General features: G+C 68.4%; 14 protein-coding genes. 9 read left to right on the top strand and 5 right to left on the bottom strand.

What is annotated here, in order from left to right; all coding sequences use genetic code 11:
* Window positions 1-318: 318 nt before the first annotated feature.
* The 3 genes from G9U51_RS03765 to G9U51_RS03755 are packed head-to-tail and all read right to left on the bottom strand — an operon-like array spanning window position 319 to window position 2,681.
* Window positions 319-1,227: a COX15/CtaA family protein gene (locus tag G9U51_RS03765; protein ID WP_166193376.1), complete on the bottom strand. Its 909-nt coding sequence runs from the start codon at window positions 1,225-1,227 to the stop codon at window positions 319-321.
* The gene (locus tag G9U51_RS03760; protein WP_166193373.1) at window positions 1,228-1,968 is read right to left on the bottom strand and encodes an ABC transporter permease; all 741 of its coding nucleotides are present in this window, start codon (window positions 1,966-1,968) and stop codon (window positions 1,228-1,230) included.
* Complete coding sequence (locus tag G9U51_RS03755) at window positions 1,965-2,681, bottom strand: ABC transporter ATP-binding protein (RefSeq protein WP_328823294.1); 717 nt, start codon at window positions 2,679-2,681, stop codon at window positions 1,965-1,967. The genes G9U51_RS03760 and G9U51_RS03755 overlap by 4 nt, the downstream gene beginning before the upstream one ends.
* A 59-nt stretch (window positions 2,682-2,740) precedes the next feature.
* Between G9U51_RS03755 and G9U51_RS03750 the strand changes: the two genes are divergently transcribed.
* The 9 genes from G9U51_RS03750 (at window position 2,741) to G9U51_RS03710 (ending at window position 10,635) form a co-directional block, all read left to right on the top strand.
* Window positions 2,741-3,994 carry a glycoside hydrolase family 3 protein gene (locus G9U51_RS03750; RefSeq protein ID WP_166193367.1) on the top strand — a complete coding sequence of 418 codons (1,254 nt, stop codon included), beginning with the start codon at window positions 2,741-2,743 and terminating at the stop codon, window positions 3,992-3,994.
* A gap of 73 nt (window positions 3,995-4,067) precedes the next feature.
* A complete protein-coding gene (locus G9U51_RS03745; protein WP_166193364.1) occupies window positions 4,068-4,781 on the top strand; it encodes a helix-turn-helix transcriptional regulator in 714 nt (237 codons plus the stop codon).
* On the top strand, window positions 4,778-6,196 hold the full coding sequence (gene sufB, locus G9U51_RS03740) for a Fe-S cluster assembly protein SufB (protein ID WP_166193361.1): 1,419 nt from the start codon (window positions 4,778-4,780) through the stop codon (window positions 6,194-6,196). Before G9U51_RS03745 ends, sufB begins: the two co-directional genes overlap by 4 nt.
* Before the next feature lie 59 nt (window positions 6,197-6,255).
* Window positions 6,256-7,452, top strand: coding sequence for a Fe-S cluster assembly protein SufD (sufD, locus tag G9U51_RS03735; protein ID WP_166193358.1), 1,197 nt, complete (start codon window positions 6,256-6,258; stop codon window positions 7,450-7,452).
* Window positions 7,449-7,766, top strand: coding sequence for a non-heme iron oxygenase ferredoxin subunit (locus G9U51_RS03730; RefSeq protein WP_166193355.1), 318 nt, complete (start codon window positions 7,449-7,451; stop codon window positions 7,764-7,766). Before sufD ends, G9U51_RS03730 begins: the two co-directional genes overlap by 4 nt.
* A 32-nt stretch (window positions 7,767-7,798) precedes the next feature.
* Complete coding sequence (gene sufC, locus G9U51_RS03725; RefSeq protein ID WP_166193351.1) at window positions 7,799-8,563, top strand: Fe-S cluster assembly ATPase SufC; 765 nt, start codon at window positions 7,799-7,801, stop codon at window positions 8,561-8,563.
* 7 nt (window positions 8,564-8,570) lie between these two features.
* Entirely contained in the window at window positions 8,571-9,860 is a 1,290-nt protein-coding gene (locus G9U51_RS03720; protein WP_166193348.1) for a cysteine desulfurase, read from the top strand.
* Window positions 9,860-10,312: a Fe-S cluster assembly sulfur transfer protein SufU gene (gene sufU / locus G9U51_RS03715; RefSeq protein ID WP_166193345.1), complete on the top strand. Its 453-nt coding sequence runs from the start codon at window positions 9,860-9,862 to the stop codon at window positions 10,310-10,312. Before G9U51_RS03720 ends, sufU begins: the two co-directional genes overlap by 1 nt.
* The gene (locus tag G9U51_RS03710) at window positions 10,309-10,635 is read left to right on the top strand and encodes a metal-sulfur cluster assembly factor (protein WP_166193342.1); all 327 of its coding nucleotides are present in this window, start codon (window positions 10,309-10,311) and stop codon (window positions 10,633-10,635) included. The genes sufU and G9U51_RS03710 overlap by 4 nt, the downstream gene beginning before the upstream one ends.
* A 490-nt stretch (window positions 10,636-11,125) precedes the next feature.
* Here the strand turns inward: G9U51_RS03710 and G9U51_RS03705 are convergent, their stop codons facing one another.
* Both G9U51_RS03705 and ypfJ read right to left on the bottom strand, forming a co-directional pair.
* Window positions 11,126-12,859 carry a BCCT family transporter gene (locus G9U51_RS03705; protein WP_166193872.1) on the bottom strand — a complete coding sequence of 578 codons (1,734 nt, stop codon included), beginning with the start codon at window positions 12,857-12,859 and terminating at the stop codon, window positions 11,126-11,128.
* Window positions 12,860-13,182: 323 nt separating this feature from the next.
* Window positions 13,183-14,148: a KPN_02809 family neutral zinc metallopeptidase gene (gene ypfJ / locus G9U51_RS03700; RefSeq protein ID WP_166193339.1), complete on the bottom strand. Its 966-nt coding sequence runs from the start codon at window positions 14,146-14,148 to the stop codon at window positions 13,183-13,185.
* Between the last annotated feature and the right edge of the window lie 135 nt (window positions 14,149-14,283).

Genomic DNA, 14,283 nt, shown 5'->3' with positions numbered 1-14,283 from the left:
GGTCGTGCTGCTGGCGCGAAACGCCCAGTTGGGCGATCGGCGCATGATTGGGGTCGTGCTGCTGGCGCAAAACGCCCAGTTGGGCGATCGGCGCACCGTTGGGGTCGTGCTGCTGGCGCGAAACGCCCAGTTGGGCGATCGGCGCACGATTGGGGTCGTGCTGCTGGCGCGAAACGCCCAGTTGGGCGATCGGCGCACGATTGGGGTTGTGCTGCTGGCGCGAAACGCCCAGTTGGGCGATCGGCGCACCAGCCGCGGACGCTGCGGCATACCGGGCTCAGGGTCCGTCAGCCACCGCAAGCCGCCGCCGGAGCGAGCTCATACCTCGGCGCGCTCACGCAGGGACAGCACCGCCCAGGTGACGGCGACGACCAGCAGCGAGGCCAGCAGCATGTGGATCAGCACCAGCGCCGCAGGCACGCCGAGGAAGTACTGCGTGTAGCCGACGACACCCTGCAGCACGACCACGCTCAGCACGACGGTCCAGGCCCGCCGGGTGCGCGGTGAGGTGGCGAGCAGCCGCACCGCCAGCACCATGCCGATGATCAGGCCGCAGTAGAGCATCACCGCGTCGGCGTGCAGCCAGGCCATCGTCCGGGGCTCGACGCCGAGGCGGGCGGGTGCGTTCGCGTCGCCGGAGTGCGGGCCGGCACCGGTGACGAGGGTGCCGAGCAGGAGCACCACCCCGGTGAGCGCGGCGATGACCCACCCGAGTGCCCGCACCTCGCGGCGCACGACCGGCACCGGCGCGCCCTCGCCCTCGCGCGAGCGCCAGACCAGCCAGGCCGAGGCCCACACGAGCACCATCGAGCCGAGGAAGTGCGTCGCCACGATCCACGGGTTGAGTTTGAGGTGCACCGAGATGCCGCCCACGATCGCCTGCAGCGCGATGCCGGCGAGCACGCCCAGCAGCGGCGCGACGAGCTTCTTGCGACGCCCGTAGACACGCTGCTCGACCACCACCGCGACGATCAGCGCCACCGCGACGAAGGACACCAGACCGGTCAGCGTGCGGTTGCCGAACTCGACATACTTGTGCCAACTGCCTTGTGCCGCAACGGGAGTGAGCGACCCGGGCACACATTGCGGCCAGTCCGGACAACCCAGCCCGCTGCCGGTGAGGCGCACCAGACCCCCGGTCAGCACGATGCCGATCTCGACGGCGAGGTTGAGCCAGAAGAGGACGCGGGTCCACCGGTGCAGCGGTCGCGTGTCAGGGGGCAGCATTCAGTCGCTCCAGGAGAAGGTTCGCAGGGCCAGCAGGGTGCCGAGGCCGCCCCAGACGAGCAGCACGAGCACCGGTTCGGCGAGGGCCAGGTCGTGTCCGGTGAGCGCGGCACGCAGCCCGTCCCCGAGTGCACCGCTGGGCAGCAGGCGCACCAGCTGTCCGGCGACCCCGGGCATCCGGGCGGTCGGATAGAGCAGGCCGCCGACGGCGACGAGCAGCACCCAGATCAAGTTGGCGACCGCCAGCACGGCCTCGGCCCGCAGCGCCCCGGCGAGCAACAACCCGAGCGCGACGAAACAGAAGGTGCCGAGCAGCATGAACATCGCCGCGATGAGCACCCCGGACAGCGTGGGGTGCCAGCCGAAGGCCAGCCCGAGCGCGGCGAGCACGACGGTCTGCAGTGCGACGACGGTGAGCACCGCGAGGGCCTTGCCCGCGAGCAGCCCGCCCCGGCCGAGTGGTGTGGTGCCGAGGAAGCGCAGCACGCCATACCGCCGGTCGAATCCGGTCGCGATCGCCTGACCGGTGAACGCGGTCGACACGACCGCCATCGCGAGCACTCCGGGGACGACCAGGTCGATCCGGCGTCCCGGTCCGAGGTATGGCGTGTGCGCCAGTGCCATGCCCACGAGGGCGAGCGCTGGGAGCAGGAGGGAGACGAGGAGTTGCTCGCCGTTGGACAGCAGGGTGCGGGCTTCGTAGGAGGCCTGGGCGCGCACGCGAGCGCTTGCGGTGGTCATCGGGTGTGTCCCGGGCGGGTGAGCGCGAAATAGGCGGTCTCGAGGTCGCCGCCGTCGGCGATCGTGGCCACTGGCCCTTCGGCGACCGATCGTCCCGCGGCCATCACCACGACCTTGTCGGCGAGCCGCTCGGCCTCCTCGAAGGAGTGAGTGGTGACGATTACGGCGCAGCCACGGTCGCGTTCGGCGCGGATCAGGTCCCAGACGTCCAGGCGGGCGTGCGGGTCGAGGCCGGCGGTGGGTTCGTCGAGGAAGGCGACCGCGGGTTCGCCCACCAGGGCGGCGGCGAGCGCGACCCGCTGCCGCTGCCCCCCGGACAGCCGCCGCACGGTGGTCTGGACGAAGCCGCCGATGTCGAGGGCGTCGACGAGCGCGGGCACGCGGTCGGAACGGCCGACGAGACGGCCGACGTGGTCGAGGAAGCGGCCGGCACCGACCGATCCGGGCAGCCCGCCGTCCTGCAGCATGACGCCGACCCGGGCGCGGTGCTCCGCCGAGGCCGACCAGGGGTCAGCGTCGAGCACCCGGACCGAGCCACCGTCGGCGCGGCGCAGCCCTTCGGCGATCTCCATGGCGGTGGTCTTGCCGGCGCCATTGGGCCCGAGCACACAGGTGATGGCGGCCGAGTCCGCCGACCAACTGAGGTCGTCGAGGGCGAGGGTCCTGCCGTAGCGGTGCGTCAGGTGCTGCACGTCCACGGCCGGTCCACTCACAACGGTGAAGTCTAGGTCTGGCTGGGCGGGTGCCATTCGGCGGCCGGAGGCCTAGGCTCATGAGGGAGCGCCAACGGGGGTTGACGTCATACATCGAGGGGTTGGTCGAGATGTCCGTTCGTCGCCTGATGGCCGCAATGAGCACCGCGGCGTTCGCTGTGCCGGTCTTCGCCACCGCCGGCGCGCCGAGCGCCACCGCGGCCAGCACACCCCCGCGCGCCACCGGCACCGTGCCACGTGCCACCGGCACCGCGGCCTGCACCGCCGAGCAGATGGCCGTGCGCACCTCGATCGAGACCAAGGTCGGCCAGATGTTCATGGTCGGTGAGCCGGCCGCCGGCGGCAGTTCGACCACGCTGGGTCAGATCTCGACCTATCACGTCGGCAATATCTTCCTCTCCGGCCGCAGCACCGCCGGCGTCAGCGCCACCGCATCGGTGTCCGCGGCGGCCCGCGCGCGCAGCACCCAGGCCGCGACGGCGGGGATCATGCCGTTCATCTCCACCGATCAGGAGGGCGGCTACGTCCAGGTGTTGCAGGGCCCGGGGTTCAGTTCTATCCCCACCGCGCTGACCCAAGGCACCTATCCCGACCTCTACTACAAGGCACAGACCTGGGCCGGCCAGCTGCGTAGCGCGGGCGTCAACATGAACCTTGCGCCGGTCGCCGACACCGTGCCCTCGTGGCTGGGCCGGGGCAATCCGCCGATCGGTTACTACTACCGCGAGTTCGGCTACGACTCGGCGACGACGCAGAAATTCTCCAATGCCTTCTCCTGGGGGATGCGCGCCAAGGGGGTCGCACCGACGGTCAAGCACTTCCCAGGCCTCGGGCTGGTGAACGCCAATACCGACACGACGACCTCTGTCCACGATGCCCGGATGACGCGCTACGGCAACTACAGCAGCTACCTCAACCCGTTCAAGAACGCCGCCGCCACCGGGGTGCCGTTCACGATGGTGAGCTCGGCCATCTACGACAACATCGACGGCAGCCAGCCGGCGGTCTTCTCCTCGACCATCGTGCAGTCGATGCTGCGCTCGCAGGTCGGCTTCAAGGGCGTGGTGATGAGCGACGACATCGGCGCCGCGGCCGCAATGTCGCCCTACAGCTATGCCACGCGGGCCACGCGCGCGGTCAACGCTGGCGTCCAGTTGCTGCTCACCGTCACCCCGAACGCGCTGCCCTCGATGTACAACGCGGTCCTGGCCAATGCCCGCAGCAACGCCACCTTCGGCTACTGGGTCAATGCCGCGGCGCTGCAGATCTACCGGGCCAAGCAGGCCTACGGGCTGCTGCCGCGCACCTGCTGAGGGGCCGTGACTCACGCCATACCGACCCGGGTGACGCGCGAGGTGCGAATTACGTCATACTGGTGTTGTGTTTATGGCTGGCAAGCAACTCCCGGTGGCCGACAAGGCCGAGTCCCGGACCCGCCAGCGCGTGCTGCAGACCGTCTCCGAGCAGGGACCGATCACCGCGGCCGCGGTGGCCGAACGGCTCGGGCTGACGACGGCTGCTGTCCGGCGCCATCTGGACTGCCTCGCCGACTCCGCCTTGGTGGAGGAGCGCGAGACTGTCGCGGTCGGCGCCCGTAAGCGCGGTCGCCCCGCCCGGTCGTATGTCGTGTCCGCCCGCGGGCACGAAGCGCTGCGGGACGATTACGCCACCCTGGCGACCTCGGTGCTGGACTTCCTGCACGCCCACGGCGGCGACGAGGCGGTCCATGCCTTCGCCCGGCAACGCGCCGACGCCCTCGGTGCGCGGCTCGCCGCTGATGTGTCCGCGGCCGGGCCGGATGTCGAGGACCGCAGCCGGGCCCTGGCGACCGCCCTCACCCGTGAGGGATATGCCGCCTCGACCCGCCCGGTCGGCGGCGGAACACCGCTGGCCGGCGTGCAGTTGTGCCAAGGGCACTGCCCGGTGCAGCACGTCGCCGAGGCCTACCCACAGTTCTGCGAGGCGGAAGCCGAGATGTTCTCCGAAGTGCTCGGGGTGCATGTCCAGCGGTTGGCCTCCCTCGCCCACGGGGACCACGTGTGCACCACATTCGTCCCCGACCACCCGACCACCCCGATCCACCGAAAGGATCCGCGATGAGCACCATCGAAGAGCTCAACCCGGGACTGAAGGACCTCGGCCGCTACGAATACGGCTGGGCCGACAGCGACGAGGCGGGTGCCAGCGCCAAGCGCGGTCTGTCCGAGGAGATCGTCAACGACATCTCGCGCCGCAAGAACGAACCGGCCTGGATGACCGAGCGACGCCTCAAGGCGCTCAAGCTGTTCGAGAAGAAGCCGATGCCGACCTGGGGCAGCGACCTCACCGGGATCGACTTCCAGAACATCAAGTACTTCGTGAAGTCCACCGAGAAGCAGGCGGCCAGCTGGGACGACCTGCCCGAGGACATCAAGAACACCTACGACAAGCTCGGCATCCCGGAGGCAGAGAAGCAGCGTCTCGTCGCGGGTGTCGCTGCGCAGTACGAGTCCGAGGTCGTCTACCACCAGATCCGCGAGGACCTGGAGGCGCAAGGCGTCATCTTCGTCGACACCGACACCGGCCTGCGCGAGCACGAGGACCTGTTCAAGGAGTACTTCGGCTCGGTGATCCCGAGCGGCGACAACAAGTTCGCCGCGCTCAACACCGCCGTGTGGTCTGGTGGCTCGTTCATCTACGTGCCCAAGGGAGTCCACGTCGACATCCCGCTGCAGGCCTACTTCCGGATCAACACCGAGAACATGGGTCAGTTCGAGCGGACGCTGATCATCGCCGACGAGGGCTCCTATGTGCACTACGTCGAGGGCTGCACCGCGCCGATCTACAAGTCGGACTCGCTGCACTCCGCGGTCGTCGAGATCGTGGTCAAGAAGAACGCCCGGGTGCGCTACACGACCATCCAGAACTGGTCGAACAATGTCTACAACCTGGTGACCAAGCGGGCGACCTGCGACGAGGGCGCCACGATGGAGTGGGTCGACGGCAACATCGGCTCCAAGGTCACGATGAAGTACCCCGCGGTCTTCCTGCTCGGCGAGCACGCTAAGGGCGAGACGCTGTCGATCGCCTTCGCGGGCGAAGGCCAGCACCAGGACGCCGGCGCCAAAATGGTGCACGCGGCGCCCAACACCTCCTCCACGATCGTGTCCAAGTCGGTCGCGCGCGGTGGCGGGCGCACGTCATACCGCGGTCTGGTGCAGGTACTGGAAGGCGCCGAGCACTCCAAGAGCTCAGTGGTCTGTGACGCGCTGCTGGTCGACCAGATCAGCCGCTCGGACACCTACCCGTATGTCGACGTCCGCGAGGACGACGTGCAGATGGGCCACGAGGCGACCGTGTCCAAGGTGAGCGAGGACCAGCTGTTCTACCTGCGCTCGCGGGGGCTGTCGGAGGAGGAGGCCATGGCGATGATCGTCCGCGGCTTCGTCGAGCCGATCGCCCGCGAGCTGCCGATGGAGTACGCGCTCGAGCTCAACCGCCTGATCGAGCTGCAGATGGAAGGCGCAGTCGGATAACCCCACGAAGTTCTCCGATCGTCCTCGAATTCGCTTCTGCCCCAAGGAGATTCCGTTAGATGACGCTCATCACCCCCGAGCGCAACCAGGCCGCGGGTCACGTCGACCCGGCTGCGGCTTATGTCCCCGACCAGTCCCGTGCCGAGCGCCGCACGTCCTTCGAAGTGGCCGACTTCCCGGTGCCGCACGGCCGGGAGGAGGAGTGGCGGTTCACGCCGGTCGACCGGTTGGGGAATGTCTTCAGCGACACCCCGACCGATGACCGTGAGGGTGACCCCGCTGCGACCTTCGACGCGACCGAGGTCGAGGCCGTGCTCGCCGAGCCGCTCGGGCCGGGCGCCGCGCCGCGCGGCACCGTGCTGGTGCCGGCCGACCGGGCCGCGGTCGTGGCCTCGGCCAACACCGACCAGGCGCTGCACCTCAAGCTCGCCGCGGACACGGTGTATGACGAGCCGCTGCGGCTGCGCATCCACGGCAACGGCGCCGGTCGCCGGTCCAATGCGCATTACGTGCTCGAGGCGGGGCCGCACTCTCAGGGCCTGGTGATCCTGGAGCACACCGGCAGCGCCGAGCACACCGGCAACCTCGAGGTCATCGTCGGCGACGGGGCCAACCTCACCGTGGTCACCCTGCAGCAGTGGGAGGACGACGCCCACCACCTGGGGCAGCACGACGCGCTCGTGGGGCGCGACGCGGCATACCGCCACATCGCGGTGACCCTCGGTGGCGCGATCGTGCGGGTCAACAGCAACGTGCGGTATGCCGGACCCGGCGGCGAGGCGACCCTGCTCGGGGTCTACTTCGCCGACGCCGGTCAGCACCTGGAGCACCGGTCCTTCGTGGACCACAACGCGCCGCGCTGCACCTCGCTGGTGACCTACAAGGGCGCCCTGCAGGGCGACACCGCGCACACCGTGTGGGTCGGCGACGTGCTGATCCGCAAGGAGGCGGAGGGCATCGAGACCTACGAGCTCAACCGCAACCTGGTGCTCACCGATGGTGCGCGCGCCGACTCGGTGCCGAACCTCGAGATCGAGACCGGCGAGATCGCCGGCGCGGGGCACGCCTCCTCGACCGGGCGGTTCGACGACGAGCAGTTGTTCTACCTGATGGCTCGTGGCATCCCCGAGGCCGAGGCGCGCAAGCTGGTGGTGCGCGGCTTCTTCGCCGACATCGTCGCCAGGATCGGGGTGCCCGAAGTTGTGGACACGCTGATGGCGGCTATTGAAGCCGAGTTGGCAGCGACCGGATCGTGAGTGACTTCGTGAAGGTGTGCACGCTCGACCAACTGCCGGAGAACTCTCCGGTGGTGGCCGACTTCGACGGCCGGCGCGTCGCGATCGTGCGCACCAGCGACTGCGGGGTGCGGGCGATCGACGACACCTGCTCGCACGCCAACGTGAGCCTCGCCGAAGGGGAGGTCGACGGCTGCACGATCGAGTGCTGGCTGCACGGGTCCCGCTTCGACCTGCAGACCGGTGAACCGACCGGCCTGCCCGCGACCCAGCCGGTCGCCGTCCACACCGTGCGTATCGATGGCGACGATGTCTTCGTGCGCCTCGCCGACTGACCCGACATACGAGAAAGAAGAGACGAAAAGCTATGGCAACCCTGGAGATTCGCGACCTGCACGTGTCGGTCGACACCGAGCAGGGCCCCAAGGAGATCCTCAAGGGCGTCGACCTCACGGTCCGCTCCGGTGAGACGCACGCGATCATGGGCCCCAACGGCTCGGGCAAGTCGACGCTGGCCTACAGCATCGCCGGCCACCCGAAGTACCACGTGACCTCCGGCACCGTCACTCTCGACGGTGAGGATGTGCTGGCGATGGAGCCGGACGAGCGCGCCCGCGCCGGCCTGTTCCTCGCCATGCAGTACCCGGTCGAGGTGCCTGGCGTGACGGTGAGCAACTTCCTGCGCACCGCCAAGACCGCCATCGACGGCGAGGCGCCGAAGCTGCGCACCTGGGTCAAGGACGTGAAGTCCGCGATGGAGAACCTGCGGATGGACTCGGCCTTCGCCGAGCGCAATGTCAACGAGGGCTTCTCCGGTGGCGAGAAGAAGCGCCACGAGATCCTGCAGATGGAGCTGCTCAAGCCGAAGATCGCGATCCTGGACGAGACCGACTCCGGGCTCGACGTGGACGCCCTGCGCATCGTCTCCGAGGGCGTCAACCGCGCCAAGGAGGGCACCGACCTCGGCGTCCTGCTGATCACCCACTACACCCGCATCCTGCGCTACATCAAGCCGGACTTCGTGCACGTCTTCGTGGACGGCAAGGTCGCCGAAGAGGGCGGCCCGGAGCTGGCCGAGCGCCTGGAGAACGAGGGCTACGACCGCTTCCTGTCGGCGGCCGCCCAGAACTGAGGAGCCCATGAGTTCGTATGACGTGCAGCAGGTCCGGGCGGATTTCCCGGTGCTGCAGCGTGAGGTGCGCGACAAGCCGCTGGTCTACCTGGACAGTGGCGCCACCTCGCAGAAGCCGGCGTCGGTAATCGACGCCGAGCGGACGTACTACGAGCAACACAACGCGGCGGTCCACCGGGGCGCGCACCAGCTGTCCGAGGAGGCGACCGATGCCTTCGAGGCGGCCCGGGAGAAGGTTGCGACCTTCGTCGGGGCTCGGCCGGAGGACATCGTCTTCACCAAGAACGCCACCGAGTCGATCAACCTGGTCGCCTACGGGCTGTCCAACGCCTCGGCGCCGGGCGCGCTCGACGGCGTCCCATCGGAGGTTGCCGAACGGCTGCGGATCGGAGCGGGCGACGAGATCGTCGTCACCGAGATGGAGCACCACGCCAATCTCGTGCCGTGGCAGGAGTTGTGCCGCCGGACGGGGGCGACGCTGCGCTGGTTCCCGGTGACTGACGGGGGAGAGCTCGACCTCTCCGACCTCGACACCCTCGTCAACGAGCGCACCAAGGTCGTGGCGTTCAGCCATGTGTCCAATGTGGTCGGCACGATCAACCCGGTCGCTCCGTTGGTGGCGGCGGCCCGGCGAGTCGGCGCGATCACCGTGCTCGACGCCTGCCAGTCGGTGCCGCACCTGCCGGTGTCGGTGACCGAGCTCGGTGTCGACTTCATGGCGTTCAGCGGGCACAAGATGCTCGGCCCGACCGGTGTCGGCGTGCTCTGGGGCCGCGCGGAATTGCTCGCCGCGTTGCCGCCCTTCATCACCGGCGGCTCGATGATCGAGCAGGTCTTCATGGACCACACGACGTATGCCGCGCCGCCGCAGCGGTTCGAGGCCGGCTCGCCGAATGTCGCTCAGGCCGTGGGCCTGGGTGCTGCCGTCGACTACCTGTCCAAGCTCGGCATGGACGCCGTGCGCGAGCACGACAAGGTGCTGGTGCAGGCTGCGCTCGACGGTCTCGCGAAGCGGCCGTGGGTGCGCGTCCTCGGCCCGACTGACGTCGAGAAGCGTTGTGGCGCAGTCGCTTTCGTCGTCGACGGGGTGCACCCGCATGACGTTGGACAGATCCTCGACGACTCCGGCATCGCGGTCCGCACCGGCCACCACTGCGCGTGGCCGCTGCACCGGGCACTCAAGGTGCCGGCGTCCACGCGGGCGAGCTTCGCGGCATACAGCACGGTCGAGGAGGTCGAGGCCTTCCTGACCGCGCTCGACCGAGTGCCAGAAGTCTTCGGGGTGGAGGTCGCCTGATGGATCTCTACCAGCAGTTGATCCTCGACCACTCCAAGCGGCCGCAGCACGCCGGTCTGCGCGAGCCCTTCGAGGGCGAGGCGCACCACGTCAACACCACCTGCGGCGACGAGGTGACCGTGCGCGTGCACGTCGACGGTGACGAGGTCAAGGACGTCTCCTATGACGCGCAGGGCTGCTCGATCTCGGTCGCGTCGGCGTCGATCCTCGCCGAGGAGGTCATCGGCTTCTCGGTGGAGGAGTCGCTCTCGACCTACGAGGCGATGCGCGCCATGTTGACCAGCAAGGGACAGGACCCCGGCGACGAGGAAGTCATCGGCGACGGGGTCGCGCTCGCGGGCGTGGCGAAATACCCGGCCCGGGTCAAATGCGCACTGCTGCCGTGGGCGGCATACACCGACGCGCTGGTGCGAGCCGGCGTGGACATCTCGACCGTTGGAGGACAGCGATGACCGACACCGCAACCCCGCCGAATGTCGCCGACGTCGAGGAGGCCATGCGTGACGTGGTCGACCCCGAGCTCGGCATCAATGTCGTGGACCTCGGCCTGGTCTACGGCATCACCGTCGACCCCGACGCTCACGCGGTCATCGACATGACGCTCACGTCGGCGGCCTGTCCGCTGACCGACGTCATCGAGGACCAGACCGCGCAGGCGCTCGAGGGTCTGGTCAAGGGGCACCGCATCAACTGGGTGTGGATGCCGCCGTGGGGCCCGGACAAGATCACCGACGACGGCCGCGAGCAGCTGCGGGCGTTGGGCTTCAACGTCTGAGGCCTTTGTCTGCGCCTCGCCGGGTCGGGCGCTGGCGCGGATTGCCCAGTTGGGCGTTTTGTGCGCCTCGCCGGGCCGGGCGCTGGCGCGGATTGCCCAGTTGGGCGTTTTGTGCGCCTCGCCGGGCCGGGCGCTGGCGCGGATTGCCCAGTTGGGCGTTTTGTGCGCCTCACCGGGTCGGGGATTGGCGCGGATTGCCCACTTGGGCGTTTTGTGCGCCTCGCGACGGATCTGCTGACGCTTCGCGAGGATCTGGTGACGCTTCGCGAGGCATTACTGACGTTTCGCGAGGCACTGGTGACGTTTCGCGAGGATCTAGTGACGTTTCGCGGGGATTTAGTGACGCTTCGCGAGGCATTACTGACGTTTCGCGGGGCGGGGTGACACACGACGCGCCGAGGAGAACGTGTCTCCTCGGCGCGTCGCGGCATACCCGATGGGTTCAGCGGGTGTCGGGTGTCCTGGTTCAGCGGGTGTCGGGTGTCCTGGTTCAGCGGGTGTCGGCGCCGTGCTGCGAGCGGGTGTCGGCGTCCTGCTTCGGGCGGGCGTCGACGACCCGGGCCCGGCTGACCGTCGCCTCGGTGCCACCGATGTGCTCAGTGCGCGACTCGTTCTCCTCGATGACGAGGACGAGTTCGTCGTGACCGTGCTCGGTGACGCCGTCGATGACGGCCTGCTCGACCAGCTGCTGACCGAGTTCGGCGCGACGCATCATCGGGTCCTCGCGCAGATCCTTCACCAGGGCCCAGCACATCAACGCCATCACGATGACGAACGGCAGGGCCGAGACGATGGTGATGTTCTGCAGCGAGGTGAGGGCCGCGGCTGGGTCGCCTTCGTGCAGACCGACGATCAGCATGACCGCGGCGACCGCACCGGTGAGCACACCCCAGAAGATCACCGTCTTACGGGTCGGCTCGATGGTGCCCCGCTCGGAGAGCGTGCCCATGACGATCGAGGCGGCGTCCGCACCGGAGACGAAGAAGATCGCCACTAGGAACATCACCACGAAGGTCGAGATCGTCGCCAGCGGGTAGTGGCCGAGCAGCTGGAAGAGCGCGGCGTTGGCGTCGACCGCGCCGTCCTTGCCAACCAGGTCCTTGGTGCTCATCTGCTGGTTGATGGCCGCGCCACCGAAGATGGCGAACCACAGCAGCGACACCACGCTCGGCACGAGCAGCACGCCGGTCACGAACTGGCGGATGGTGCGGCCGCGGCTGATGCGCGCGATGAACATGCCGACGAAGGGCGTCCAGCTGATCCACCAGGCCCAGTAAAAGACCGTCCAGGTCGACAGCCACTTCGCGAGTGCGGCGTCCCCGGAGGCCTGGGTGCGCGAGGCCATCTCGGGCAGGTCAGCGGCATACGTGCCGAGGGCGGTCGGGACCATGTCCAGGATGAACACGCTCGGTCCGACGAGGAAGACGAACAGCGCGAGCACCAAGGCCAGCACCATGTTGATGTTGGACAGCCACTGGATGCCGCGGGCGACACCGGACACGGCGGACAGGATGAAGCAGATCGTCAGCACCACGATGATCGCGACCAGACCGAAGCTGCTGATCTTGTCGACCCAGCCGACCGACTGCATACCGGCCGAGATCTGCAAGGCACCGAGGCCGAGGGAGGCCGATGAGCCGAACAGCGTGGCGAAGATCGCCAGACCATCGATGACCTTGCCGATCGGACCGTCGACGCGCCGGCCGAGCAACGAGCGGAAGGCCGAGGAGATCAGCTGGGTGCGGCCCTTGCGGAAGGTGCCGTAGGCGATCGCGATGCCGACGACGGCATAGATCGCCCAGGGGTGCAGCGTCCAGTGGAACAGCGTGGTGGCCATCGCCTCGCGCATGGCCTCCCGGCTCTGCGGGGTGACGCCGCTGTCCGGCACGGGGGAGACGAAGTCGGTGAGCGGCTCGGAGACGCCATAGAACATCAGGCCGATGCCCATGCCGGCGCTGAACATCATCGCGACCCACGAGATCGTGGAGAACTCCGGCTTCTCGTTGTCGCCACCGAGCGGGATGGACCCGAATCGGCTGGCGGCCAGCCAGATGGCGAAGACCACGAAGACCGACGCCAGCAGCACGAACAGCCAGTCCGCCGAGCGCATCGTCCAGCTCAGCGTATCGCCGGACACGGTGCCGAGCCCGGCGGGTGACACCAGACCCCACACCACGAACGCGATCGCGATGATGCCGGTGACGGCGAATAGGACCTTGTCCATGCCGAACTTCGGCGGGTGCTTCGGCTCAGGAGCCGAGTGCAGCCCCTCCAGCAGTTGGTGGGCGCTGTTGCGATCGGGTTGGTCGGTCGAGCGGGAAGTGCTCGTGGTCGACACGTTGTCGCCTCGCTTCCATATTGAGGATGACGGACGCCCCGGCCAGGACGGCTCTTGAACGAGCGTCCAACTCGAGGCCCAAGGGTCTACCTTGCCAAAGCAATGGTTAGTTCTCAAATCATTCGGAGGCGAGAAAGGTCACGTCGGCGACACGGAAACGGCGGGCGACCCCGCTGGGGCCGCCCGCCGTCATACCGGCTGAACGCGCTTTATTGGTTCAGGTCAGTGGCGTCGAAGGTGTTGCATTTGTTGATGTCGCCGGTCGTGTAACCCTGGGTGAACCAGTACTGACGGGCCTTGGCCGAGCCGTGCGTCCAGGTCTCCGGGGTGACGCGGCCCTGCGCCTTCTGCTGGATGCGGTCGTCGCCGACCGCGGCAGCCGCCGAGAGGGCGTCGGTGATGTCCTGCTGGGTGACCGACTTGAGCAGCGTGTTGCCGTTGGCGTCCTTGGTGGTGGTGGCGTCCTTCACCCACATGCCGGCGAAGCAGTCGGCCTGCAGCTCGGTGCGCACCGAGGCGGAGTCGGCGCCTTGCTGGTCCTGCTGAGCCCGGCCGAGCAGACCGAGGATGTCCTGGACGTGGTGACCGTATTCGTGGGCCAGGACGTATTCCTGGGCGAGCGGGCCGCCATTCGCGCCGTACTTGCTGGTGAGTTCGCCGAAGAACCCGGTGTCGAGGTAGACCTTCTTGTCGAGCGGGCAGTAGAACGGGCCCATCGCGGAGCTGGCGGTGCCGCAGCCGGAAGACGTGCTGCCGCGGAACATCACCGTCGGAGCCTTGGTGTACTGCTTGCCGTATTTGGGCAGGTACTGGGCCCAGTAGTACTGCACCGAGTTGACGGTGCCGACCACGCGGCAGGTGTCGTCCTTGTTGGCGTCGGCGCCGGTCTTGCACTGGTCGATGGCCTGCTGCACCGGGTCCGAACCACCGGCAGCGCCGGCGTTGCCACTGTCGATCTGGGAGGTGTCGTTGGGGTCATAGGGCAACCCGCTGCCGCCGCTGTTGGGATCGCTCCCGGTGAGGTTGCCACCGAAGAGCACCATCAAGATCATCAGGATCAGGCCGCCGATGCCGCCACCGACGGCGATGCCGCCAGGGGCCATCCCGCCACCGCCGGAACCGCCACCGCTCTGCACCTGTGAGGTGTCGAGTTGAGCGTTGTCGTTGAACGTCACGGGGTCCTCCGCCCTTGCGTCGGGGTGCGGGAAATGGGGGAGCCCCGCGCCACTGCCGACCCGTAGACTAGCCCGCTGGACCGGTGCTGTGCCGTTGATGCCCGCAGTGGCTGGTCACGATTCGAACCATCCACC

The sequence above is a fragment of the Metallococcus carri genome, assembly GCF_011440275.1.
Classification (GTDB): Bacteria; Actinomycetota; Actinomycetes; order Actinomycetales; family Dermatophilaceae; genus Metallococcus; species Metallococcus carri.
This window is presented reverse-complemented; position numbering and strand designations above follow the sequence as displayed.

Coding starts and splice junctions, on each gene's coding strand:
- G9U51_RS03765 (WP_166193376.1), bottom strand. CDS start 1,227: ATGCTGCCCCCTGACACGCGACCGCTGCACCGGTGGACCCGCGTCCTC.
- G9U51_RS03760 (WP_166193373.1), bottom strand. CDS start 1,968: ATGACCACCGCAAGCGCTCGCGTGCGCGCCCAGGCCTCCTACGAAGCC.
- G9U51_RS03750 (WP_166193367.1), top strand. CDS start 2,741: ATGAGGGAGCGCCAACGGGGGTTGACGTCATACATCGAGGGGTTGGTC.
- G9U51_RS03745 (WP_166193364.1), top strand. CDS start 4,068: ATGGCTGGCAAGCAACTCCCGGTGGCCGACAAGGCCGAGTCCCGGACC.
- sufB (WP_166193361.1), top strand. CDS start 4,778: ATGAGCACCATCGAAGAGCTCAACCCGGGACTGAAGGACCTCGGCCGC.
- sufD (WP_166193358.1), top strand. CDS start 6,256: ATGACGCTCATCACCCCCGAGCGCAACCAGGCCGCGGGTCACGTCGAC.
- sufC (WP_166193351.1), top strand. CDS start 7,799: ATGGCAACCCTGGAGATTCGCGACCTGCACGTGTCGGTCGACACCGAG.
- G9U51_RS03720 (WP_166193348.1), top strand. CDS start 8,571: ATGAGTTCGTATGACGTGCAGCAGGTCCGGGCGGATTTCCCGGTGCTG.
- sufU (WP_166193345.1), top strand. CDS start 9,860: ATGGATCTCTACCAGCAGTTGATCCTCGACCACTCCAAGCGGCCGCAG.
- G9U51_RS03710 (WP_166193342.1), top strand. CDS start 10,309: ATGACCGACACCGCAACCCCGCCGAATGTCGCCGACGTCGAGGAGGCC.
- G9U51_RS03705 (WP_166193872.1), bottom strand. CDS start 12,859: ATGGACAAGGTCCTATTCGCCGTCACCGGCATCATCGCGATCGCGTTC.